The sequence below is a fragment of the Pseudoduganella sp. S-14 genome, assembly GCF_049913285.1.
Lineage (GTDB): Bacteria > Pseudomonadota > Gammaproteobacteria > Burkholderiales > Burkholderiaceae_D > Rugamonas.
The window spans coordinates 1,227,941-1,249,685 of record NZ_CP183991.1 but is presented as its reverse complement, the minus strand read 5'-3'; the positions used below and the strand labels follow the sequence as shown (position 1 = coordinate 1,249,685).

The window sequence follows — 21,745 nt, the reverse complement described above, 5'->3', positions numbered from 1 at the left end:
GCCGCCTGCCCACTCCCTTCCGGCCTGTGAAGAAAAATTCACGCCGGCGGCCGGGCTTTTGGGTAATACTTCCTGCATGACACGCGTAGCCATCATTGAAGACGATCTCCCCACCAGCAACCAGCTCGCCGGCTGGATTGCCGCGGCCCGCCCCGGCATCCAGGTCGACCAGTGGTTCAACCGCGACGACGCCGAGGCAGCCATCGCCCGCGAACGCTATGACCTGGTGGTACTGGACATTGAACTGGGACGCGAGCGCCACGCCGGCGTCGCCGTCATCAACGCCATCAACAAGCGCCATGCGACGCCGGTATTGGTGGTGTCAGCCATGCCGGCAGCCATCTACCGCTCGATCATGAAAGCGCTGGATGCCTGGGATTACCTGCAAAAAACCACTTTCGACGAGGCCGATTTCATCGAAACCTTCCTGGAAATCCTGCGCGCTGCGAAGGACAGCAAGCCCGCCGCCCCGGCCAGCGAGCTTGCGATGGATCCGCTGCGCCAACGCACGCCCACCTGGCGCGGCCAGCGCATCAACCTGCCGCTGACGGCGCAGCGCATCCTCGCAGCACTGTTCGAGCGGCGCGGCCAGGTGGTGTCATACGAAGATCTGTTTGAAGTGGTGAAAAGTGGGCGCAACCGCGACAATATCCGCAAACATGTGAGCACTATTCGCGACGCCTTCCGCGAGATCGATCCGGACTTCGAGTGCATCGAGAACATCCCGATGCGCGGTTTCCGCTGGACCGACCAGGCATGAACCCCATTTCTCTGCTGACGCCATACCGCCTGCGCATCGTCTTGCGCATGGCCTTTCCGCTACTGGGGGTCGCCACAGTCGGCCTGGCGGTATCCGTGCTGCAGCAGGAAAAACAGCTCAGCTACCAGGCTTACGAGCACTCCTTCCACAAGACACGCGAGCAGATCGCCGCTACGCTGCGCCATCCAACCGGCCAGCTCGCCCTGCTGAATCCAACCGTGGGCCAGAACCCTGGCCTTCATCCGGTACTGTTGCCTTATGCTGCATTGGATTTCGACGACCAGGCCAAGGTGCAGCAAGCGATCTCCATGGCCGGCTGCGCTGCACCGCGCAGCGACAAGGGCACGCTTTGTGTCGGCATCGGGAACAATCCCTGGGCAGGCGGTTTTATCTACGTCGCCGGAACCTTCCATGCTCCACCGCTTACAGCCCACCCGATACGCGAAGAATCAATCGAGGGGGCCCATCGCGTCGACGTAAAAGTAAGCTTGCGTGGCCAGGAGTACCACTGGATCGCTCCTTTCGAACAGACTGGCGACCCGGCAAACGGCGGCATACGCGGCCGCCTGACCGGCTACACAGCGGCCGATGCAGGCCAGCCGCATGCCCGTCCGGTCAAGGATTTCCGCGGCTGGATCTGGCAAAGCCCGGTTTGCGCACCTGAAGGCACGCCCGGCTGCGCGCATAGCACGTTCTTCTCGGTCCGGCTGCCGGTCGGGGTGCTGCAAGACGCCCTTTTTGCCAAGACCCGGCCAGCCTGGCCGCCAGCGGACTTGGCCAACATCAACGTTGACGTGGCGGTACTGCCGCCAGGCGATGGCCCTGCCCTGCTGGACACGACACGCGACCAGGCCACGCCGCTGTTTTCCCTGCGCGACCTGCAGTCGCTGCTTTTGCCAGGTGAAACCCTGCGCATCCGCACCGAGCAAGGCAAGGAAGTGTTGACCCTTTCCGCAGCCAGCAGCAGTGGCGACCAGAGCTGGCACGCCCTGCTTACCCTGGTGCGCCACCTGCCAGTCGACACCACCGTCAAAGCACTGCAAACCCGCGCCAGCGTGCCTACACCGCTTGGCAATTTTGAAATTGAATTGAGCGGAGATGCACGCAGCGTCAGCGACACCTTGAGCGTGGTGGCCACCCGCGTGTCCTGGTTTGTCGGCGCCATCCTTGGTGCATTGCTGGTGGCATGGCTGGTAGTGGAAGCTGGCATCATCCGCCCAATCAGCATTCTGACCAAACGCGCCGACAAAGTAGCACGCTCAGTCAAGACTGCCGGTGCGCTCGATGAATTTGACTTGTCCGACCTGCGCGGCCGCGACGAATTGGGTGTGCTGGCCAACTGCCTGCACGACCTGCTGCGGCGCGTGCGCGAGGACGTGGAGAAGGAAGCGATTCGCGCCGAGCAGGAGCGAGACATGTGGCACGCAGTGGGCCACGAAATCATGTCGCCGCTGCAGTCGCTGATGGCGTTGCACAGTGGTGAGCATGACCCAAGTGGACGCTATATTCACCGCATGCAGCAGGCGGTACGTGTACTTTATGGACAAGCATCACCCAGCGAGGCATTCCAGTCGACCACCCTGCAGCTCGAAACCCTGGACCTCGACGCCTTCCTGCGCGATGTGGCAGCCAACGCACCTTGTGTCGGCATTGCCGACGTAAGCTACCAGGGCGGAACGCCCGCCATGGTTCGCGCCGATCCTTATTCGCTGGAAGATGTGGTGACCCACATCTTGAACAACGCCAACCGCCACCGCACGCCGGGCACCCCGATCACGATGACGTTGACGTCAGACCAGCGCGCAGCCAGCCTGGCAATCCATAACAAAGGCGCCTCGATCGCGCCGGCGCTGATCGACAAGGTATTCGAGTATGGCGTATCGGGCCAGGAAGAAGGCGCCAATCGCGGCCAAGGCCTGTTCGTCGTCAAGACTTATATGGCCAAGATGGGCGGCACGGTAGCTGTGCGCAATGTGGCTGGCGGCGTCGAGTTCACACTGACGCTGCATACGGGAGCCTGAAGCAGAAAAGCAAAAAGCCCGCTGGCACATGCCTAGCGGGCTTTTCTAATAAGAGCCTGACGATAACCTACTTTCACACTGGTTGCAGCACTATCATCGGCGCAAAGTCGTTTCACGGTCCTGTTCGGGATGGGAAGGGGTGGGACCGACTTGCTATGGTCATCAGGCATGACTTGTCAACAATCCGGGAAGAAGTAAAAGCGGGGGTAGTGTTCTCAAAGACTGTGTAAGTGCTACATAACCGTCAAGGTTATAGGGACAAGCCGTACGGGCAATTAGTATCAGTTAGCTTAATGCATTACTGCACTTCCACACCTGACCTATCAACGTCCTGGTCTCGAACGACCCTTCAAGGAGCTCAAGGCTCCGGGAAATCTCATCTTAAGGCAAGTTTCCCGCTTAGATGCTTTCAGCGGTTATCTCTTCCGAACTTAGCTACCCGGCAATGCCACTGGCGTGACAACCGGTACACCAGAGGTTCGTCCACTCCGGTCCTCTCGTACTAGGAGCAGCCCCCTTCAAATTTCCAACGCCCACGGCAGATAGGGACCAAACTGTCTCACGACGTTTTAAACCCAGCTCACGTACCACTTTAAATGGCGAACAGCCATACCCTTGGGACCGGCTACAGCCCCAGGATGTGATGAGCCGACATCGAGGTGCCAAACTCCCCCGTCGATATGAACTCTTGGGAGGAATCAGCCTGTTATCCCCAGAGTACCTTTTATCCGTTGAGCGATGGCCCTTCCATACAGAACCACCGGATCACTATGTCCTACTTTCGTACCTGCTCGACTTGTCGGTCTCGCAGTTAAGCACGCTTATGCCATTGCACTATTAGCACGATGTCCGACCGTACCTAGCGTACCTTCGAACTCCTCCGTTACCGTTTGGGAGGAGACCGCCCCAGTCAAACTGCCTACCATGCACTGTCCCCGATCCGGATTACGGACCAAGGTTAGAACCTCAAACAAACCAGGGTGGTATTTCAAGGATGGCTCCATAGGAACTGGCGTCCCTACTTCAAAGCCTCCCACCTATCCTACACAGATTGGTTCAAAGTCCAATGCAAAGCTACAGTAAAGGTTCATGGGGTCTTTCCGTCTAGCCGCGGGTAGATTGCATCATCACAAACACTTCAACTTCGCTGAGTCTCGGGAGGAGACAGTGTGGCCATCGTTACGCCATTCGTGCAGGTCGGAACTTACCCGACAAGGAATTTCGCTACCTTAGGACCGTTATAGTTACGGCCGCCGTTTACTGGGACTTCAATCAAGAGCTTGCACCCCATCATTTAATCTTCCAGCACCGGGCAGGCGTCACACCCTATACGTCCACTTTCGTGTTTGCAGAGTGCTGTGTTTTTATTAAACAGTCGCAGCCACCAGTTTATTGCAACCTTTTCGCCCTTCCACAGTAAAGTGGTCAAGCTACCGAGGCGTACCTTATCCCGAAGTTACGGTACCAATTTGCCGAGTTCCTTCTCCCGAGTTCTCTCAAGCGCCTTAGAATACTCATCTCGCCCACCTGTGTCGGTTTGCGGTACGGTCTCGTATGACTGAAGCTTAGAGGCTTTTCTTGGAACCACTTCCGATTGCTTCGCGGGATAAACCCGCTCGTCCCAGTCCCTTGAATTACGCGCCCGGATTTGCCTAAGCGCCTTCTATGAACCAGAAACTGCCTATTCCAACAGGCAGACAACCTTCCGCGATCCGTCCCCCCATCGCATCATACGACGGTGCAGGAATATTAACCTGCTTCCCATCAGCTACGCATCTCTGCCTCGCCTTAGGGGCCGACTCACCCTGCTCCGATGAACGTTGAACAGGAAACCTTGGGCTTACGGCGTGCGGGCTTTTCACCCGCATTATCGCTACTCATGTCAGCATTCGCACTTCTGATACCTCCAGCATCCTTCACAAGACACCTTCGCAGGCTTACAGAACGCTCTCCTACCATATCCTTGCGGATATCCGCAGCTTCGGTGACTGGCTTAGCCCCGTTACATCTTCCGCGCAGGACGACTCGATCAGTGAGCTATTACGCTTTCTTTAAATGATGGCTGCTTCTAAGCCAACATCCTGACTGTTTTAGCCTTCCCACTTCGTTTTCCACTTAGCCAATCTTTGGGACCTTAGCTGGCGGTCTGGGTTGTTTCCCTCTTGACACCGGACGTTAGCACCCGATGTCTGTCTCCCAAGCTCGCACTCAACGGTATTCGGAGTTTGCAATGGTTTGGTAAGTCGCGATGACCCCCTAGCCATAACAGTGCTCTACCCCCGTCGGTGATACTTGAGGCACTACCTAAATAGTTTTCGGAGAGAACCAGCTATTTCCAAGTTTGTTTAGCCTTTCACCCCTATCCACAGCTCATCCCCTAATTTTTCAACATTAGTGGGTTCGGTCCTCCAGTGCGTGTTACCGCACCTTCAACCTGGCCATGGATAGATCACTTGGTTTCGGGTCTACACCCAGCGACTGGCGCCCTGTTCGGACTCGATTTCTCTACGGCTCCCCTATCTGGTTAACCTCGCCACTGAATGTAAGTCGCTGACCCATTATACAAAAGGTACGCCGTCACCCCTTACGAGGCTCCGACTGTTTGTATGCACACGGTTTCAGGATCTATTTCACTCCCCTCCCGGGGTTCTTTTCGCCTTTCCCTCACGGTACTGGTTCACTATCGGTCGATTACGAGTATTTAGCCTTGGAGGATGGTCCCCCCATGTTCAGACAGGATTTCTCGTGTCCCGCCCTACTTGTCGTACGCTTAGTACCACCGCTTGGATTTCATGTACGGGGCTATCACCCGCTATGGCCAGAGTTTCCAATCTGTTCCATTATCCAAACGACTATCACGTACAGGCTCTTCCCATTTCGCTCGCCACTACTTTGGGAATCTCGGTTGATTTCTTTTCCTGCAGCTACTTAGATGTTTCAGTTCGCCGCGTTCGCTTCACACACCTATGTATTCAGTGAGTGATGACCTATAAGGCCGGGTTTCCCCATTCGGAAATCTTCGGATCAATGCTTGTTTGTCAGCTCCCCGAAGCTTATCGCAGACTTCTACGTCCTTCATCGCCTGTAATCGCCAAGGCATCCACCATGTGCACTTATTCACTTGTCCCTATAACCTTGACGGCTACAAGTTCAAGCACTTACTACTGTGTTTGATGAGTTTTACTACTACCCTAAGTGATATCTTGCGATATCGCTTAATAAAACTTTTACTTCTTCCAGATTGTTAAAGAACGGTACTACTTTTATGTCTGCGTCTACGCACACATAAAAGCATTTGGTGGAGGATGACGGGATCGAACCGACGACCCCCTGCTTGCAAAGCAGGTGCTCTCCCAGCTGAGCTAATCCCCCTGGGTGGTACTGGTAGGGCTGGTTGGGCTCGAACCAACGACCCCCGCGTTATCAACACGGTGCTCTAACCAGCTGAGCTACAGCCCCATTTGTTCTTCGTATTACAACAGCCGATAAGTGTGGACGTTTGAGTCTGATGCCGACTCTAGAAAGGAGGTGATCCAGCCGCACCTTCCGATACGGCTACCTTGTTACGACTTCACCCCAGTCACGAATCCCACCGTGGTAGGCGCCCTCCTTGCGGTTAAGCTACCCACTTCTGGTGAAACCCGCTCCCATGGTGTGACGGGCGGTGTGTACAAGACCCGGGAACGTATTCACCGCGACATGCTGATCCGCGATTACTAGCGATTCCAACTTCATGTAGTCGAGTTGCAGACTACAATCCGGACTACGATACACTTTCTGGGATTAGCTCCCCCTCGCGGGTTGGCGGCCCTCTGTATGTACCATTGTATGACGTGTGAAGCCCTACCCATAAGGGCCATGAGGACTTGACGTCATCCCCACCTTCCTCCGGTTTGTCACCGGCAGTCTCATTAGAGTGCTCTTGCGTAGCAACTAATGACAAGGGTTGCGCTCGTTGCGGGACTTAACCCAACATCTCACGACACGAGCTGACGACAGCCATGCAGCACCTGTGTGCAGGTTCTCTTTCGAGCACTCCCAGATCTCTCCAGGATTCCTGCCATGTCAAGGGTAGGTAAGGTTTTTCGCGTTGCATCGAATTAATCCACATCATCCACCGCTTGTGCGGGTCCCCGTCAATTCCTTTGAGTTTTAATCTTGCGACCGTACTCCCCAGGCGGTCTACTTCACGCGTTAGCTGCGTTACTAAGTCAATTAAGACCCAACAACTAGTAGACATCGTTTAGGGCGTGGACTACCAGGGTATCTAATCCTGTTTGCTCCCCACGCTTTCGTGCATGAGCGTCAGTTTTGACCCAGGGGGCTGCCTTCGCCATCGGTGTTCCTCCACATCTCTACGCATTTCACTGCTACACGTGGAATTCTACCCCCCTCTGCCAAACTCTAGCCTCGCAGTCTCCATCGCCATTCCCAGGTTAAGCCCGGGGATTTCACGACAGACTTACGAAACCGCCTGCGCACGCTTTACGCCCAGTAATTCCGATTAACGCTTGCACCCTACGTATTACCGCGGCTGCTGGCACGTAGTTAGCCGGTGCTTATTCTTCAGGTACCGTCAGCAGATCTGGATATTAGCCAGACCCTTTTCTTCCCTGACAAAAGAGCTTTACAACCCGAAGGCCTTCTTCACTCACGCGGCATTGCTGGATCAGGGTTGCCCCCATTGTCCAAAATTCCCCACTGCTGCCTCCCGTAGGAGTCTGGACCGTGTCTCAGTTCCAGTGTGGCTGGTCGTCCTCTCAGACCAGCTACTGATCGTTGCCTTGGTGAGCCTTTACCTCACCAACTAGCTAATCAGATATCGGCCGCTCCAGGAGCACAAGGTCTTGCGATCCCCTGCTTTCATCCTTAGATCGTATGCGGTATTAGCGTAACTTTCGCTACGTTATCCCCCACTCTTGGGTACGTTCCGATATATTACTCACCCGTTCGCCACTCGCCGCCAGGCCGAAGCCCGCGCTGCCGTTCGACTTGCATGTGTAAAGCATGCCGCCAGCGTTCAATCTGAGCCAGGATCAAACTCTTCAGTTCAATCTCTGTTTTTCGGTATTGCTACCGAGGTCACTCACTCAAAATACTGACGAAATCTCATTAAGAGATTTACGTTTAATTTTGTGCGAGCGTTATAACGTATATTTTGAGCATCAGGCCCGAAGGCCTGGGCATATCGTCAAACGCCCACACTTATCGACTGTTGATTTTTAAAGATCGCTGCCTTATCGTTGACAAAGCGTTGTGTTTGTCAGCAGCAGAGAAGCGAGATTATGCGGTACAGCGTGCAACTCGTCAACCCCTCTTTTTCTTCCCTCGCTTCGTTGCGTTAAGTACGCTGCGTTGCGAGGGACCGAACTATATCAAAGCCCCTCGAAGTTTGGCAAGCGCTTTTCGAGGAAGGCATACATGCCTTCGCGCTGGGCAGGGGTGCCGAAGCCTGCATGGAACAAGCGGCGCTCGTAATTTACGCCTTCGCTCAGGGTGGTTTCGAAGGCGCGGTTCACGCAATCCTTGATCTGCATGGCGACGGAAACCGGCATCTGGGCGATGCCTTGAGCGATCTCCAGCACGGATTCGATCAGCTTGTCGGCAGGGACTACGCGCGAGACCAGGCCAATGCGCTCCGCTTCGGCCGCATCGATCATGCGGGTGGTCAGCAGCATATCCATCGCTTTCGCCTTACCAATGGTGCGCGGCAGGCGCTGGGTGCCGCCGGCGCCCGGAGTAACGCCGACCTTGATTTCAGGCTGGCCGAACTTGGCGGAGTCAGCAGCAACCAGGAAATCGCACATCATGGCCAGTTCGCAGCCGCCACCCAGCGCGAAGCCAGCCACGGCGCCGATCACCGGCTTGCGCACTTTCAGGATGTGCTCCCAGTTGCGCCCAATATAGTTATCGCGGTGGGTGTCCTGGTAGGTGTAATCCTTCATCGCAGCGATGTCGGCGCCCGCGGCAAAGGCCTTTTCGCTGCCGGTCAGCACGATGACGTGGATTGCAGGGTCTTTTTCGAACTTGGCAAAAGCCTCGCCCAGCTCATTCATCATGTTGTCGTTCAGGGCGTTGAGGGCCTTGGGACGATTCAGGCGGATCAGCGCCACTTTGTCGTGAACTTCTACGAGCAGGTCCTGGTATTCCATTTATTCTCCTCCAGTCGGTTAGCTATCGGGCAATTGTAGCTGTTGTGCACGAAGCGCGCGCCGATGAATCCGGGGTAGACCTACACTGGACTGGAGAATTTGTCAGGAGAACTGCCATGTTCAAATCGATTTTGCTGCCCACCGACGGCTCGCAACTTTCGGAACGGGCCACCCAGACTGCGATCGAATTCGCAAAGATCCATGGCGCGCGCATCACTGCGGTCTCCGTGGTCCAGCCCCTCCCCTTCGTACCCTTGGCCGATGCGGCCGTGCTGCCAGACCCCGGCGTCTTTGATCGCGAAGTACGGAGCAATGTCCAGGCTGGCCTGGATAAGGTGCTTGCGGCAGCCACCGCAGCCGGCATCGAGTGCGATGCCGTGCTGGGCGAGGCCATCAACCCCTACGAGGTCATCGTCAAGACCGCGGAAGAGCGGCATTGCGACATCATCCTGATGGCGTCCCATGGCCGCAAGGGCCTGAATAAACTATTCCTTGGAAGCGAAACTCAGAAAGTCCTCGCCCATACGCATTTGCCGGTGCTCGTTTTACGCTGACCCCTGATCATATTGTGCATTTGGCAATATTTTTCAAATTCGCAACTTGATCAAGGAAGGCTGGCGGTGACGCACTGGCGTGCGGCACCAACAGTTGCAAGACGCTCGCCTTCCGCGTCCCTGCCACGACCAACAAGGTCAATTGCGCGAGCGGGCCGACCGCACCGCGAAGTGGCTGAACACCGGCAAACGCACGCATGTATGCTGCCGATATCGGCAAGATCATGCGCGCGCTGAATGTGCCCGATGCGCAGGGCAAGCGTTAGCGGGCGAGCTTGGGCAACAGCACCCAGATACTGCCGCGCTGTTTCATGCGGCCGGCGAAATCGGCAGCTTCCGAACCAAAGCCGAAGAACAGGTCAAGGCGGATGGCGCCCTTGATGGCGCCGCCGGTATCCTGCGCCAGCATCAGCCTTTGCAGCGGCAGTTCATCGTCGCCAGGCAGCGTTGTATTCAGGTAGACCGGGGCTCCCAGTGGAAGCTGGCTGCGGTCGATCGCCACGGAACGCTGCGGCGTCAGCGGCACGTTCAGCGTCCCTTTCGGGCCGACCTTCGGGTCGGGCAGCTTTTCTTCCTTGAAGAAGACGTAGCTCGGATTGGCATTGAACAGCTCCTGCTGGCGCGTCGGGTGGCCGTCGATCCAGGCCTTGATTCCTTGTGCGGTCGCTTGTTCGGTGGTCAGCTCCCCTTGCTGCACCAGCCATTTGCCGATCGACTGGTAAGGGCGGCCGTTCTGGTCGGCGTATGCGACGCGCACGGTATCGCCGTCAGGCAGTTGCACACGGCCGGAACCCTGCACTTCCAGGAAGAAGGCTTCGACCGAATCATCGACCCACAGCAGTTCGTTGCCCGGCAAGCCGGTGCGGCTGATTTCCTCGCGCGCCGGATAAGGCACGACACGCTTGCCCTTCAGGCGGCCGCGCACGCGCTTGCCGGCTAGTTCGGGATAGACCGAGCCGACGTCGATGATGACCATATCGTCGGGCACCTTGTACAACGGTGTCTTGTAAGGGCCGCCTTTCTTACGGGCGCCGCGCAGCAGCGGTTCGTAATAGCCGGTAATCAGGCCGGTATTGCTGCCATCCGGCGCGACCACCTGGTGCGGATCGAAGAAGGATTCAAAGAACAGGCGGATGGCAGCCTGGCTATTGGCGTCCACGGTCTTGGCGATCGCGCAGGGTTCCTTCCAGTCTGCTCCGCTTGCCAGCTTGGAGCAGGACAGCATGAAGGCCGGCCATGCAGCGCGCAGGTCGTCTCGATCCCAGCCCGGCAAGTCGGAGAAGCGGGCGGGAATGAATTCAGCTTTGGCAGGCGGGGTCGGTGCGGCCGGCACGGTCGGCTGCACCGGCTGCTGTGCCGGCGTGGCAGGCGCAGTTGGCGTGACGGGTGCAGGCTGCGACGGTTTGGCAGGCGGCGTGGGCGAAGTGACGCAACCGGCCAGCACTAACGCGACGGCGGTGGCGCAAACGGGTAAACTACGGCGTGTCAAAAACATGAGGTGTTGTCTATGATTTATCTGATGCTTGAAGCGCTGGTGGCGCTCTTCCTTCTGGTATTCATCGTCTGGTGGACGCTGCCGTCCAACAAAAAGAAGAAGGACGGCGAGAAGTAACTAGTGCAGGGTTCGCGGCAAGGACAGCACGAATTCGGGAATCTTGGTTTCAAACTGGTGGCCGTCTTCAGCCACGCAGAAATATTCTCCATACATGGAGCCCTGCGGCGTGCGCAACTGCGTGCCGCTGGTGTACTCGAACACCTCGCCCGGCGCCAGCAATGGCTGATGGCCGACGACGCCCAGGCCGCGTACTTCTTCAATATGGTTGTTCGCATCGGTGATCACCCAGTGACGGGAGATCAGCTGGGCCGGCACGGTGCCGGTGTTCTTGATGGTGATCGTGTAAGTGAACACGAAATTGGTGCGGTCCGGATTGGACTGTTCCGGCAGGTACTGGGTGCGTACCTCGACCGCAAACTCATACTGGGCCATAAGGGTTTCCTTCATAACAATTGGGCAATTCTAGTCCAAGCAATCGGACATCGTCCGCACAGCAGCGTAAAATAACGCATCTTTTTTCTCAGCCGACCAGCCATGACCTCTTTCCGTATCGCTCCGAGCATCCTGTCCGCCGACTTCGCCCGCCTGGGTGAAGAGGTTCGCAACGTCGTTGCCGCTGGCGCCGACATCATCCACTTCGACGTCATGGACAACCACTACGTGCCTAACCTCACCGTCGGCCCGCTGGTCTGCCAGGCGATCCGCCCGCACGTGCAAGTGCCGATCGACGTGCACCTGATGGTCAAGCCGGTCGACCGCATCATCCCTGATTTCGCCAAGGCTGGCGCCAACATCATCACCTTCCATCCGGAAGCGTCCGATCATATCGACCGTTCGCTGCAGCTGATCCGCGACAACGGCTGCAAGGCTGGCCTGGTGTTCAATCCTGCCACCCCACTGAGCTACCTGGATCACGTGATGGACAAGATCGACATGATCCTGATCATGTCGGTGAACCCGGGCTTCGGCGGCCAGTCCTTCATCCCGCAGGCGCTGAAGAAGATCGCCGAAGCGCGCCGCCGCATCGACGAATCCGGCCGCGACATCATGCTGGAAGTCGACGGCGGCATCAAGATCGACAACATCAAGGCGGCAGCGGAAGCTGGCGCCGACACCTTCGTGGCAGGTTCCGCGATCTTCGGCCAGCCCGACTACAAGGCCGTGATCGACGCGATGCGCGGCCAACTGGCTTCGCTGTAAGAATGGCGGCGGTCCTGCGCGGCGTAAGGGCCGCCATCATTGACCTCGACGGCACGATGCTCGACACGATGCCGGACTTCGAAGTGGCCATCAACCTGATGCGCGAAGAACTGGGGCTGGCGCACATTACAGTCGCGCAGATTGAACTGATGGTCGGCAAAGGGTCGGAGAACCTGGTGCGGCGCGTGCTCGCGCTGGACTACGACGAGGCCGGCGTCGAGCAGCACTTCCCGGCCGCGATGGAAGCCTACCAGCGCCACTACCTGGTCATCAATGGCCGCCACAGCGAAGTATATGCCGACGTGGTGGCGGGCCTGGAGCGCATGCGCGCAGACGGCTTGCGTCTGGCCTGCGTGACCAACAAGCCGGTGGCATTCGCCAAGCCGCTGCTTGCGCTGAAGGGCCTGGACGGCTACTTCGAAGTGCTGTTCGGCGGCGATTCCTTCGAAAAGAAGAAACCGCACCCTCTACCCTTGCTGAAGGCCTGCGAATTTTTCGACTTGCCACCGGCGCAGGTAGTGGCGATCGGCGACTCCTCGAACGACGCCGAAGCGGCCCGCGCGGCCGGCTGTCCTGTGCTGACTGTGCCATATGGATATAACCACGGCGTGGGTATACACGAAACGGATTCCGATGGTATAGTTGACACGCTGCTTCATGCAGCAACCTTGATTAGCACGCAAAACGACGCTATCTGACCGAAATGTTTCTCAACAAAAGACACAATGTAACCCACCGGGGCTCGATTGAGGCCTGGCTGTGGCGACGCTGGCAATCCTGACTTAGTCCCGATTGCTGTCGGCGCACGTGCGTGTCACTGCTCCGGCAGGTTTTTTGTAACCGAACCGCCACCACCACATCCATGGCGGAATGGAGAGAAACATGACTGAACTCGAATTCAAATCCCTGGCCGCGGATGGCTACAACCGTATCCCTCTGATCGCGGAAGCTTTCGCCGACCTGGAAACCCCGCTCACCCTGTACCTCAAGCTGGCCCAGACCCAGAATTACGGCAAGAACACCTTCCTGCTCGAGTCGGTGGTGGGCGGCGAGCGTTTCGGCCGCTACTCCTTCATCGGCCTGCCTGCCAACACCCTGCTGCGCAGCACCGGCAAGCTGACCGAAATCGTCAAGAACGGCGAGGTGATCGAGACCCACGAAGGCAATCCCCTCGAATTCATTGAGCAATACCAGGCGCGCTTCAAAGTAGCCGTGCGTCCCGGCATGCCACGCTTCTGCGGCGGCCTGGCCGGCTACTTCGGCTACGACACCGTGCGTCATATTGAAAAGACCCTGGCCAGGACGCAGCCGAAGGACGACCTGGGCCTGCCGGAAATCCAGTTGATGGTGACCGAAGAACTGGCCGTCATCGACAACCTGTCCGGCAAGTTGTACTTGATCGTCTACGCCGATCCGCAGCAGCCGGAAGCCTTCGCCAAGGCGCGCCAGCGCCTCAAAGACCTGCGCGCCCTGCTGCGGCGCGGTGTCGATGCGCCGGTTACCACGCCGTCGGTACGCACCGAGACCATCCGCGACTTCGCCAAGGAGGATTACCTGAAGGCCGTCGCCAAGGCACACGAATATATCCTGGCGGGCGACTTGATGCAGGTGCAGATCGGCCAGCGCATCCGCAAGCCATATGTGGATTCGCCACTCACGCTGTACCGCTCGCTGCGTTCGCTGAACCCGTCGCCGTACATGTACTTCTACAATTTCGGCGACATGCAGATCGTTGGTGCATCGCCGGAAATCCTGGTACGCAACGAAACCCTGGCTGACGGCGAAAAGAAAGTCACGCTGCGCCCGATCGCCGGCACACGCCCGCGCGGCAATACGCCCGAACGCGATGCGGCGCTGGCCGAAGAGCTGCTGAACGATCCGAAGGAAGTGGCGGAACACGTGATGCTGATCGACCTGGCCCGCAATGACCTGGGCCGCATCTCCGAAACCGGCAGCGTGAAGCTGACCGACAAGATGGTGATCGAGAAGTACTCGCACGTGCAGCACATCGTCTCCAACGTCGAGGGCAAGCTGAAGAAAGGCATGTCCAACCTGGACGTGCTGCGCGCCACCTTCCCTGCCGGCACCCTGACCGGTGCGCCGAAAGTGCGTGCGATGGAAATCATCGACGAACTGGAAATCTGCAAGCGCGGCATCTACGGCGGCGCCTGTGGCTACCTGTCCTTCGGCGGCGAAATGGACGTAGCGATTGCGATCCGCACCGGCGTGATCAAGGACGGCATGCTGTACGTGCAGGCCGCCGCCGGCATCGTCGCCGACTCGATACCGGAAATGGAATGGCAGGAAACTGAAAACAAGGCGCGCGCCGTGCTGCGCGCGGCCGAGCAAGTGCAAGATGGCCTGGATGGGGAGTTCTGAAATGCTGCTGATGATCGACAACTACGACTCCTTCACCTACAACATCGTGCAGTATTTCGGCGAGCTGGGCGAAGACGTGCGCGTGCACCGCAACGACGAAATCACCATCGACGAAATCGAAGCATTGAATCCCGACCGCATCTGCATCTCGCCGGGTCCGAAAGACCCGTCGCAGGCGGGCATTTCGCTGGAAGTGCTGAAGCACTTCGCAGGCAAGAAACCTATCCTGGGCGTCTGCCTGGGGCACCAGGCCATCGGCGAAGCCTTTGGCGGCAAAGTTATCCGCGCCAAGCAAGTCATGCATGGCAAAACTTCTCTTATCGCGCATACGGGTGTGGGCGTGTTCCAGGGCTTATCCAGCCCGTTCACGGTAATCCGCTACCACTCTTTGGCAATCGAGCGATCCTCGCTGCCTTCCTGCCTGGAAGTCACAGCCTGGACCGACGACGGCGAAATCATGGGCGTGCGTCACAAGGAATACGACATCGAGGGCGTGCAGTTCCACCCCGAGTCCATCCTGTCCGAGCACGGCCACGCCTTGCTGAAGAATTTCCTCGATCGCAAATAAGAGAAGGAAGCATCATGCCTATCACGCATCAAGAAGCACTGGTTCGCTGCATCGAACACCGTGAGATTTTCCACGACGAGATGCTGTACCTGTTCCGCCAGATCATGTCCGGCGAAATGTCGCCAGTCATGGTGGCTGCCCTGACCATGGGTTTGCGCGTCAAGAAGGAAACCATCGGCGAGATCACCGCTGCAGCGCAGGTCATGCGCGAGTTCTCGACCAAGGTCCCGATGGCCGATACCACCAACCTGGTGGATATCGTCGGCACCGGCGGCGATGGCGCGCACACGTTCAATATTTCTTCCGCTTCGATGTTTGTCGCCGCTGCCGCCGGTGCGCGCGTGGCCAAGCATGGCGGACGCTCCGTGTCGTCCTCCTCGGGCAGCGCCGACCTGATCGAATCGCTGGGCGCGAACATCAACCTGAAACCGGAGCAGATCGCGCAGTCGATCGCGCAGACCGGCATCGGCTTCATGTTCGCGCCAAATCACCACGCTGCGATGAAGCATGTGGCGCCGGTGCGCCGCGAACTGGGCGTGCGCTCCATCTTCAATATCCTTGGCCCGCTGACCAACCCTGCCGGCGCCCCGAACATCCTGATGGGCGTGTTCCACCCGGACCTGGTGGGTATCCAGGTGCGCGTGCTGCAGCGTTTGGGCGCGCAGCATGCGGTGGTCGTCTATGGCCGCGACAATATGGATGAAGTGTCGCTGGGCGCAGGCACCATGGTGGGTGAACTGGTCAACGGCGAAATCCGTGAGTATGAAATCCATCCTGAAGATTTCGGCCTGTCGATGATCGCTTCGCGCAACCTCAAGGTGGCGGATGCGACCGAATCGAAGGCGCGCGTGATGGAAGCCCTGCGCGGCGAACCGGGGCCTGCGTCGGATATCGTGGCGCTGAATGCTGGCACCGCCTTGTATGCGGCCGGCGTAGCCTCGTCCATCGAGGACGGGCTGGCGCGGGCACGAACGGCTGTGTCGTCCGGCGCGGCGGTGGCCAAGCTGGAACAGTTCGTTCGCGTCACGCAGGAACTCGGCCGGGAGGGTTAAGCGATGTTCGGCATCCATGACCTGACGCTGTTTGTGATCTCCGGTCTGCTGCTGAACATCATGCCGGGGCCGGATTCGCTGCTGATCATGGCGCGCAGCGCCACCCAGGGCTGGCGTGCTGGTTGCGCTGCGGCGCTGGGGGTTGGCGCGGGCACCATGCTGCACATCGGCGCGGCAGCGCTTGGCCTGTCGGCCCTGCTGGCCACCTCCGCCACTGCCTTCACCGTTGTGAAATGGGTGGGCGCGGCGTATATCGCCTGGTGCGGCATTTGCATGCTGCGGGCGCGACTTAAGACCAGCGAAACCAGCAAACCAGCGTCTGACCCACTGGGTCAGACACCGCCCTACCGGTTTGCGCCGATGGCTGCCCTGCCCTATCGCAAGATCTTCGCGCAAGGCTTCCTGACCAATGTCCTGAACCCGAAAGTCGCACTGTTCTTCCTGGCTTTTGTGCCACAGTTCATCGACGCGGACGCAGCGAACAAGCCGCTGGCCTTCCTGGTCCTTGGCTGCATCTTCAATTTCAACGGCATGCTGTGGTGTAACAGCCTTGCCATCTTCACCGCCTTCGCAAGCGCGCGGCTGAAGGTCAAACCACAGGTGGCACTGTGGCTGAATCGCGCGACCGGCAGCCTGTTCATCGCGCTTGGAGCGCGCCTGGCCCTGGCCGAACAACATTAAAGAATCATCATGTCCGACATCCTGAACAAAATCCTGGCCGTGAAGGCCGACGAAGTAGCGGCGGCCAAGAAGCACCGCAGCCTTCAATCCCTGCGCGACGAAGTCGAAGGCGACAATGAACTGCGCGCCGGCCTGCGCGGCTTTGAAGCCGGCCTGCGCAGCAAGATCGAAGCCGGCCAGGCCGGCGTGATCGCCGAGGTGAAGAAAGCCTCGCCATCGAAAGGCGTGCTGCGTCCGGACTTCCGCCCAGCCGAAATCGCCGGCAGCTACGCCAGTGCCGGCGCGGCCTGTCTGTCGGTACTGACCGATGTCAATTTCTTCCAGGGCTCGAACGAATACCTGAAACAGGCGCGCGCTGCCTGCGACATTCCCGTCCTGCGCAAGGACTTCATGGTCGACATGTACCAGATCTATGAAGCGCGTGCCATGGGCGCCGATTGCATCCTGCTGATCGTGTCCGCGTTGGACCACGGCCTGATGGCGGAAATGGAAGCCTGCGCCCACGAATTGGGCATGGACGTTCTGATCGAATCGCACGATGGCGACGAGCTGGCCGCGGCGCTGAACCTCAAGAGCCGCCTGATCGGCATCAACAACCGCAACCTGCGCACCTTCGACGTTACGCTGGACACCACGCTCGACCTGCTGTCGCGCATTCCGCAAGAACGCATGGTCATCACCGAATCCGGCATCATGACGCCAGCCGACGTTCAGCGCATGCGCGAACGCAACGTGCACGCCTTCCTGGTCGGCGAAGCCTTCATGCGCGCACCCGACCCGGGAGCCGAGCTGCGCAAGCTGTTCAATTAAAGCCGCAACGCTGCGATTTCATGGCGCCCGCGCGGCGCCATTCAGTAAACAGGCCCATCGACCTTGGCTCGAAAATGGTTAGGGTCTGGCCATCGAGACTGAGCTTGAAGGTCTCGATGTGCTCTACCTTCATCCAAGGCTTGTCCGCCAGCGGCACCTGCCAAACAAAGGTGCGGTTGCGCACAGCCCATTCGCCCTGCTCCTGCTTGACCTTGTCCTCCTGGCCTTGCAGCGGCAGGACAGAAAAATTGCCGTCATCCCGCATCACCACCCTGCCATTCGGGCCGCGTTTGCTGGACTCCCATATGCCGACGATAGCGCAAGGCTGCGGATGACTACCAAGCGCGGCGTCGATATATTTTTCAGCCGCCTGCTTCCCCAAGCCGATCAGGACAGCCACGCCCAACGCGGCGAGCAGGCCGATCATGGTCGACGGCAGCAAGCCGCTGTCTCCGCCGCGCAGGCGGACCATGTCGTCGTAGGCGGCGCCAAACCAGCCGGCCCCGATTTCGTTGTCACGCAAGGTCACTTTACCGCGCCGTATCATCAGCAGCAGCACCAGGATATTGGCGAGCGGGATGATGATCAGGGCCATCGCCAGGAGCCGCATCACGATATTCGACCCGGCTCCCTTGGCCAGGCGGTAGACGGCAGCCATTGCCAGGACGGTAACGCCCAGCGCCAGCAAGAGCTTCGGCCAACCGGCCAGGTCGCGGAAGAAGTATCCGGTGACAAGGTATAGCACGGTCGCGTACACCGTCAGGCGCAGGCCATCGGCCAGCATGAAGAGGCGCGGGTCGGCGCCGGCCAATGAATTGGTTTCCGGTTCCGGTTCCGGCCCGCGGCGCAATCGCGGCGGCATGGCCGATTTGACGTCGACCGGCGCCACGGATACGCCCGACACTACCGCAGCTTTCCCTGCAGCGGCAGGCCGCGCCGGGGGCGGGCTTGGCGGCGGAGGTTCTGGATGCACGACACGGTCATGCTCAAGCGCCATCGTCGCGTGGCAGCCGGCGCGCTCCTTCAGCGCAACCACATAGTAGTGAGCCTGGGACCGCAGCACCCCTTTCTTGACGATCTTGCGCCGCCCTCCAGACAACAGCGCCAGCATTTCCGTTACCGGCTTTTGCATCAAGGCAGCAAGGCGATTGGCAGCTTCGCCCAATGCCACGCCCGGCGCGGGTCCTTCCAGCACTACCTGGTAAGTCGCAGGACGATGTACTGCGCCAGACTGGTTGTCCACCACAGTCAGGCCTAATTCGCCGGCAAGGTAAAGCACATGCGGAACCACTTCCTGCTTGCGGTAGTCCACGGTCAAGCGGCCGGCATCGCCGGCGAAATGACAATCCGACCAGGGTGTATCCGGAAAAAGGGCTGTCAGCTTGTCGTGAAAGCGCTTTAACAAGGGGGATGGCGGCTGCTCGCCGCTTTCTTGGCGCAACCTGTTCATGAAGGGAAAAACCTCCAGGTCCGCTTCCGGGGCGGCGACCGACGCCAGTTGAATCTGGTAACTCATGCGCTGCGAACACAGGTACGGCAGGCAGCGTAACGCTGGCCAGCCACCGCGATCTCAAAGAATTTGGTTGATGAAGGCGTAGCCCCCAACTGCTGCGAGAACCAGCAGCGCGAGCAGTAATTTGGTGGAAGGCAGCATGCCGTCACGGCCGCCCAGCTCGCGCACCTCGTCCGCGTCCAGCAAGGAGTTGCGGGTAGTAAGGCCGTTCTCCTTCAAGACGCCCGCAGCGCGGAAATAGGTCCACGCGACCATCAGGGTGCCCGGGCCCGGCACGAATGCCAGCATCGCAAACACCAGGGTGCGAAGCAAGCCGGAACCGATCGCCTGGGCAAGCCGGATCACCGCCATGGCGCCCAGCGCGCTCATCGCCAGCGCGAACGACATCATGAACGGCGACTTGATGCGAAGGACCATGAACAGCACAAGCAGGACCATGCTGCCAACCAGCGATGCGGCGGCCATGCGCTGGGATTCGGCGGCCTGGAACATTTGCTCGTCAGGCTCGATGCCAACGATTTCCGGCTGGTCGAAGCTGGTCGCCTGATGCACTTGCGCCACGCGCGCCGGCGGCGGACTTGGCGCCCTCGAGGCAATGTTACCCGGGGCCTTGTGGCCATTCTTGACAGCGGCCTTGCGCGGCTCCGCCGAAACCGTGGCACGGCAGCTGGCGCGCTCGCGCAAGGCAGTCACATAGACTTCGGCCTGTGCGCGGGTGAGGCCCTTCTTGACCAGGGTGCGGCGGCGCGAATGCAGCAGCAGCACCATCTGCGGGAGCGGCTGGTTCATCAACTCCGCAAGCTGGGTCGCGGCGACTTCGACTTCCACGCCCTCCAGCGGACCTTCCAGCACGACCTGGTAAGCCTGCGGGCGGTGCACCGCGCCGTTTTGCTCGTCCACCACCGTCACGCCCAGGTCGCTGGCGATACGCAGCACGTGAGGAATCACTTCGTCATGGCGGCGCGAGATCGCCACGCTGCCATAACCGCCTTTGAAATTGTCTGCCAGCGGGCCGTCCGCCCAGGGGCAGTTCTCAACGGCCTTGTCGCCGGCGCCATAGCTGGTCAGGCAGGGGAACAGCTTCAGGATGGCGTCGCGAAAACTCTTCAACTGCTGGGATGGCGCAATACTGATGGTTGCGCCGGCAATCTGTTCCAGGAATGGGAGAACTTCCGCATCGTTGGCGGGAACTTCGCGCGCGACGATGTGCAGTAGATAAGTCATAAATTAAACGTAGCCAAACTCGTAATGAGTGATGGTAAATTACCGGCGAGCAAAAGAATAGTCTGTGCGGCATGAAAACGACAGCCGCCAACGTGGCGACAGTCAGGCAGCCAAAGGTGTAGGGGGCGCGATTTCAGTACGGTTGCGCCCATTTGCCTTGGCGCGGTACAAGGCGGCGTCGGCGCGCGATAGCAAGCTGTCAAGAGACTCGCCCAAAGTTTGCTCACCGGCAATACCGATGCTGATTGTGCAATTTGGCAATCCCGGCTGTTGGCATTCCTGCAATTGTGACTGGATGCGCTGCGCCAGCTGCTGCGCATGCGGCAGTGTGGTTTCCGGCAGCAGCACCACAAACTCCTCGCCGCCGAAGCGCGCCACGAAATCGCATTGCCGCACCGAACGCATCACCACCGCAGCGACGTGCACCAGCACCTTGTCGCCTTGTGCGTGGCCGTGCTGGTCGTTGATTGCCTTGAACAGGTCAAGGTCGAGCGCCATCAACGCCAGCGGCGAAGCGTGGCGTAGCTGCCGCGCGCGCACGCCACTGAAGCATTGCAGGAAGCCGCGGCGATTCAGCACGCCGGTCAGCGGATCGTGGGTGGAGCGCTGCTCCAGGATCTTTTGCAGCTTGCGCGTAGCCAGCATGAGGAAGGCCACCGTCATCAGCAAGGCCATGAAATTGGCCAGCGCCAGGTAGACATTGACCAGGGGACTGCGCTGCATCAGGTCCGCCGCCTGGCCGCTGATGAACATGGCCGCTACGCCGCGCGTCAGCACATTGGCCACCTGCAGCGCAAGCAGGCTGCCGAAGAACCAGCTCGTAAAATGCGGCGTGCGATGACGCCAGACCAGCCGCAACTGGTCAACGTAGAACACTGCAACTAGGAAGCTGAAAGCCGTAGCGCGGCGCAGAAAGTTGGGCTCCGCCAGCAGCCACCACAGGATGGCAGCCAGTTCCAGCAGCCAGACAGCGTGGAATATCGTCCATCCCGGCGGCTCGCCGAAAAAGCGCCGCGTCCCCACCATCGACAAGCCGATGCCCCACATCAGGAAGGTATTGGCCGCAGGCAGTACCGCTTCGTCAGGCAGCAGGCCGCGCGACAGGAATAGCCCACCTGCGCCGACCATGCAAAGCAGCCCGCAGGCCCAGTGCCCAACGCCGGCGACCTCGCGCCGCAAGCTCACATGCATGGAATACATGGCTACCGCCAGCACCGCGCAGGTCAGCGTGGTGGTGAACAGGATGGTGAACGGATCCAGCGCGAACTTCACGGCG

Annotated in this window: 16 protein-coding genes, 2 tRNA genes and 3 rRNA genes; 10 read left to right on the top strand and 11 right to left on the bottom strand. The window is 59.2% G+C overall.

All coding sequences use genetic code 11. From position 1 onward, the window contains the following. The first annotated feature begins 76 nt into the window (after positions 1 to 76). Positions 77 to 760 (top strand): response regulator transcription factor, encoded by a 684-nt coding sequence (locus tag ACN9MZ_RS05765; protein ID WP_426341283.1) that lies wholly within the window; start codon positions 77 to 79, stop codon positions 758 to 760. Continuing rightward, positions 757 to 2,781 carry a sensor histidine kinase gene (locus tag ACN9MZ_RS05760; protein ID WP_426341282.1) on the top strand — a complete coding sequence of 675 codons (2,025 nt, stop codon included), beginning with the start codon at positions 757 to 759 and terminating at the stop codon, positions 2,779 to 2,781. The genes ACN9MZ_RS05765 and ACN9MZ_RS05760 overlap by 4 nt, the downstream gene beginning before the upstream one ends. A gap of 54 nt (positions 2,782 to 2,835) precedes the next feature. Here ACN9MZ_RS05760 and rrf read toward each other — a convergent pair. The 6 genes from rrf to ACN9MZ_RS05730 all read right to left on the bottom strand — a co-directional run bounded on the left by rrf (position 2,836) and on the right by ACN9MZ_RS05730 (position 8,933). Next, positions 2,836 to 2,948: ribosomal RNA gene (gene rrf, locus ACN9MZ_RS05755) — 5S ribosomal RNA — on the bottom strand. Between the two features lie 87 nt (positions 2,949 to 3,035). Next, a 23S ribosomal RNA gene (locus ACN9MZ_RS05750) occupies positions 3,036 to 5,908 on the bottom strand. A 169-nt stretch (positions 5,909 to 6,077) separates the two neighbouring features. Further along, positions 6,078 to 6,153, bottom strand: a tRNA-Ala gene (locus ACN9MZ_RS05745). A 10-nt stretch (positions 6,154 to 6,163) separates the two neighbouring features. After that, positions 6,164 to 6,240: transfer RNA gene (locus ACN9MZ_RS05740), tRNA-Ile, on the bottom strand. Between the two features lie 62 nt (positions 6,241 to 6,302). Beyond that, positions 6,303 to 7,833 (bottom strand): 16S ribosomal RNA (locus ACN9MZ_RS05735). Together the 16S, 23S and 5S rRNA genes with 2 tRNA genes alongside form the textbook arrangement of a ribosomal RNA operon. A gap of 323 nt (positions 7,834 to 8,156) precedes the next feature. Continuing rightward, positions 8,157 to 8,933, bottom strand: a complete 777-nt coding sequence (locus tag ACN9MZ_RS05730) for an enoyl-CoA hydratase (protein ID WP_426341281.1) — start codon at positions 8,931 to 8,933, stop codon at positions 8,157 to 8,159. 116 nt (positions 8,934 to 9,049) lie between these two features. Here ACN9MZ_RS05730 and ACN9MZ_RS05725 point away from each other — a divergent pair, with 116 nt between their 5' ends. Further along, positions 9,050 to 9,487 (top strand): universal stress protein, encoded by a 438-nt coding sequence (locus tag ACN9MZ_RS05725; RefSeq protein WP_426321139.1) that lies wholly within the window; start codon positions 9,050 to 9,052, stop codon positions 9,485 to 9,487. Between the two features lie 262 nt (positions 9,488 to 9,749). On the opposite strand, the gene mltA is transcribed toward ACN9MZ_RS05725, so the two are convergent. Then, positions 9,750 to 10,982 carry a murein transglycosylase A gene (mltA, locus tag ACN9MZ_RS05720; RefSeq protein ID WP_426341280.1) on the bottom strand — a complete coding sequence of 411 codons (1,233 nt, stop codon included), beginning with the start codon at positions 10,980 to 10,982 and terminating at the stop codon, positions 9,750 to 9,752. A gap of 117 nt (positions 10,983 to 11,099) precedes the next feature. Beyond that, positions 11,100 to 11,474: a Co2+/Mg2+ efflux protein ApaG gene (apaG, locus tag ACN9MZ_RS05715; protein WP_342115459.1), complete on the bottom strand. Its 375-nt coding sequence runs from the start codon at positions 11,472 to 11,474 to the stop codon at positions 11,100 to 11,102. Positions 11,475 to 11,576: 102 nt separating this feature from the next. On the opposite strand from apaG, the gene rpe reads away from it, so the two are divergent. From rpe to trpC, 7 genes are all read left to right on the top strand, one after another. After that, complete coding sequence (rpe, locus tag ACN9MZ_RS05710; protein WP_426341279.1) at positions 11,577 to 12,242, top strand: ribulose-phosphate 3-epimerase; 666 nt, start codon at positions 11,577 to 11,579, stop codon at positions 12,240 to 12,242. A gap of 2 nt (positions 12,243 to 12,244) precedes the next feature. Beyond that, positions 12,245 to 12,940, top strand: coding sequence for a phosphoglycolate phosphatase (locus ACN9MZ_RS05705; protein WP_426341278.1), 696 nt, complete (start codon positions 12,245 to 12,247; stop codon positions 12,938 to 12,940). 184 nt (positions 12,941 to 13,124) lie between these two features. Next, positions 13,125 to 14,621 (top strand): anthranilate synthase component I, encoded by a 1,497-nt coding sequence (trpE, locus tag ACN9MZ_RS05700; protein ID WP_426341277.1) that lies wholly within the window; start codon positions 13,125 to 13,127, stop codon positions 14,619 to 14,621. A gap of 1 nt (position 14,622) precedes the next feature. Next, positions 14,623 to 15,189 (top strand): anthranilate synthase component II, encoded by a 567-nt coding sequence (locus ACN9MZ_RS05695; protein WP_426341276.1) that lies wholly within the window; start codon positions 14,623 to 14,625, stop codon positions 15,187 to 15,189. Between the two features lie 14 nt (positions 15,190 to 15,203). Beyond that, the gene (trpD, locus tag ACN9MZ_RS05690; protein WP_426341275.1) at positions 15,204 to 16,241 is read left to right on the top strand and encodes an anthranilate phosphoribosyltransferase; all 1,038 of its coding nucleotides are present in this window, start codon (positions 15,204 to 15,206) and stop codon (positions 16,239 to 16,241) included. A 3-nt stretch (positions 16,242 to 16,244) separates the two neighbouring features. Further along, positions 16,245 to 16,922: a LysE family translocator gene (locus ACN9MZ_RS05685; protein WP_426341274.1), complete on the top strand. Its 678-nt coding sequence runs from the start codon at positions 16,245 to 16,247 to the stop codon at positions 16,920 to 16,922. A gap of 9 nt (positions 16,923 to 16,931) precedes the next feature. Next, complete coding sequence (gene trpC, locus ACN9MZ_RS05680; RefSeq protein WP_426341273.1) at positions 16,932 to 17,732, top strand: indole-3-glycerol phosphate synthase TrpC; 801 nt, start codon at positions 16,932 to 16,934, stop codon at positions 17,730 to 17,732. On the opposite strand, the gene ACN9MZ_RS05675 is transcribed toward trpC, so the two are convergent. The 3 genes from ACN9MZ_RS05675 to ACN9MZ_RS05665 all read right to left on the bottom strand — a co-directional run bounded on the left by ACN9MZ_RS05675 (position 17,725) and on the right by ACN9MZ_RS05665 (position 21,741). Further along, positions 17,725 to 19,248 carry a hypothetical protein gene (locus ACN9MZ_RS05675; protein ID WP_426341272.1) on the bottom strand — a complete coding sequence of 508 codons (1,524 nt, stop codon included), beginning with the start codon at positions 19,246 to 19,248 and terminating at the stop codon, positions 17,725 to 17,727. The genes trpC and ACN9MZ_RS05675 overlap by 8 nt on opposite strands. 54 nt (positions 19,249 to 19,302) lie before the next feature. After that, positions 19,303 to 20,469: a hypothetical protein gene (locus ACN9MZ_RS05670; protein WP_426341271.1), complete on the bottom strand. Its 1,167-nt coding sequence runs from the start codon at positions 20,467 to 20,469 to the stop codon at positions 19,303 to 19,305. Between the two features lie 102 nt (positions 20,470 to 20,571). Beyond that, a complete protein-coding gene (locus ACN9MZ_RS05665; RefSeq protein WP_426341270.1) occupies positions 20,572 to 21,741 on the bottom strand; it encodes a GGDEF domain-containing protein in 1,170 nt (389 codons plus the stop codon). Positions 21,742 to 21,745: the final 4 nt, after the last annotated feature.

Excerpts from the sequence above, each read along its gene's own strand:
- ACN9MZ_RS05765 (WP_426341283.1), top strand. The coding sequence starts at position 77 with ATGACACGCGTAGCCATCATTGAAGACGATCTCCCCACCAGCAACCAG.
- ACN9MZ_RS05760 (WP_426341282.1), top strand. The coding sequence starts at position 757 with ATGAACCCCATTTCTCTGCTGACGCCATACCGCCTGCGCATCGTCTTG.
- ACN9MZ_RS05730 (WP_426341281.1), bottom strand. The coding sequence starts at position 8,933 with ATGGAATACCAGGACCTGCTCGTAGAAGTTCACGACAAAGTGGCGCTG.
- ACN9MZ_RS05725 (WP_426321139.1), top strand. The coding sequence starts at position 9,050 with ATGTTCAAATCGATTTTGCTGCCCACCGACGGCTCGCAACTTTCGGAA.
- mltA (WP_426341280.1), bottom strand. The coding sequence starts at position 10,982 with ATGTTTTTGACACGCCGTAGTTTACCCGTTTGCGCCACCGCCGTCGCG.
- apaG (WP_342115459.1), bottom strand. The coding sequence starts at position 11,474 with ATGGCCCAGTATGAGTTTGCGGTCGAGGTACGCACCCAGTACCTGCCG.
- rpe (WP_426341279.1), top strand. The coding sequence starts at position 11,577 with ATGACCTCTTTCCGTATCGCTCCGAGCATCCTGTCCGCCGACTTCGCC.
- ACN9MZ_RS05705 (WP_426341278.1), top strand. The coding sequence starts at position 12,245 with ATGGCGGCGGTCCTGCGCGGCGTAAGGGCCGCCATCATTGACCTCGAC.
- trpE (WP_426341277.1), top strand. The coding sequence starts at position 13,125 with ATGACTGAACTCGAATTCAAATCCCTGGCCGCGGATGGCTACAACCGT.
- ACN9MZ_RS05695 (WP_426341276.1), top strand. The coding sequence starts at position 14,623 with ATGCTGCTGATGATCGACAACTACGACTCCTTCACCTACAACATCGTG.
- trpD (WP_426341275.1), top strand. The coding sequence starts at position 15,204 with ATGCCTATCACGCATCAAGAAGCACTGGTTCGCTGCATCGAACACCGT.
- ACN9MZ_RS05685 (WP_426341274.1), top strand. The coding sequence starts at position 16,245 with ATGTTCGGCATCCATGACCTGACGCTGTTTGTGATCTCCGGTCTGCTG.
- trpC (WP_426341273.1), top strand. The coding sequence starts at position 16,932 with ATGTCCGACATCCTGAACAAAATCCTGGCCGTGAAGGCCGACGAAGTA.
- ACN9MZ_RS05675 (WP_426341272.1), bottom strand. The coding sequence starts at position 19,248 with ATGAGTTACCAGATTCAACTGGCGTCGGTCGCCGCCCCGGAAGCGGAC.
- ACN9MZ_RS05670 (WP_426341271.1), bottom strand. The coding sequence starts at position 20,469 with ATGACTTATCTACTGCACATCGTCGCGCGCGAAGTTCCCGCCAACGAT.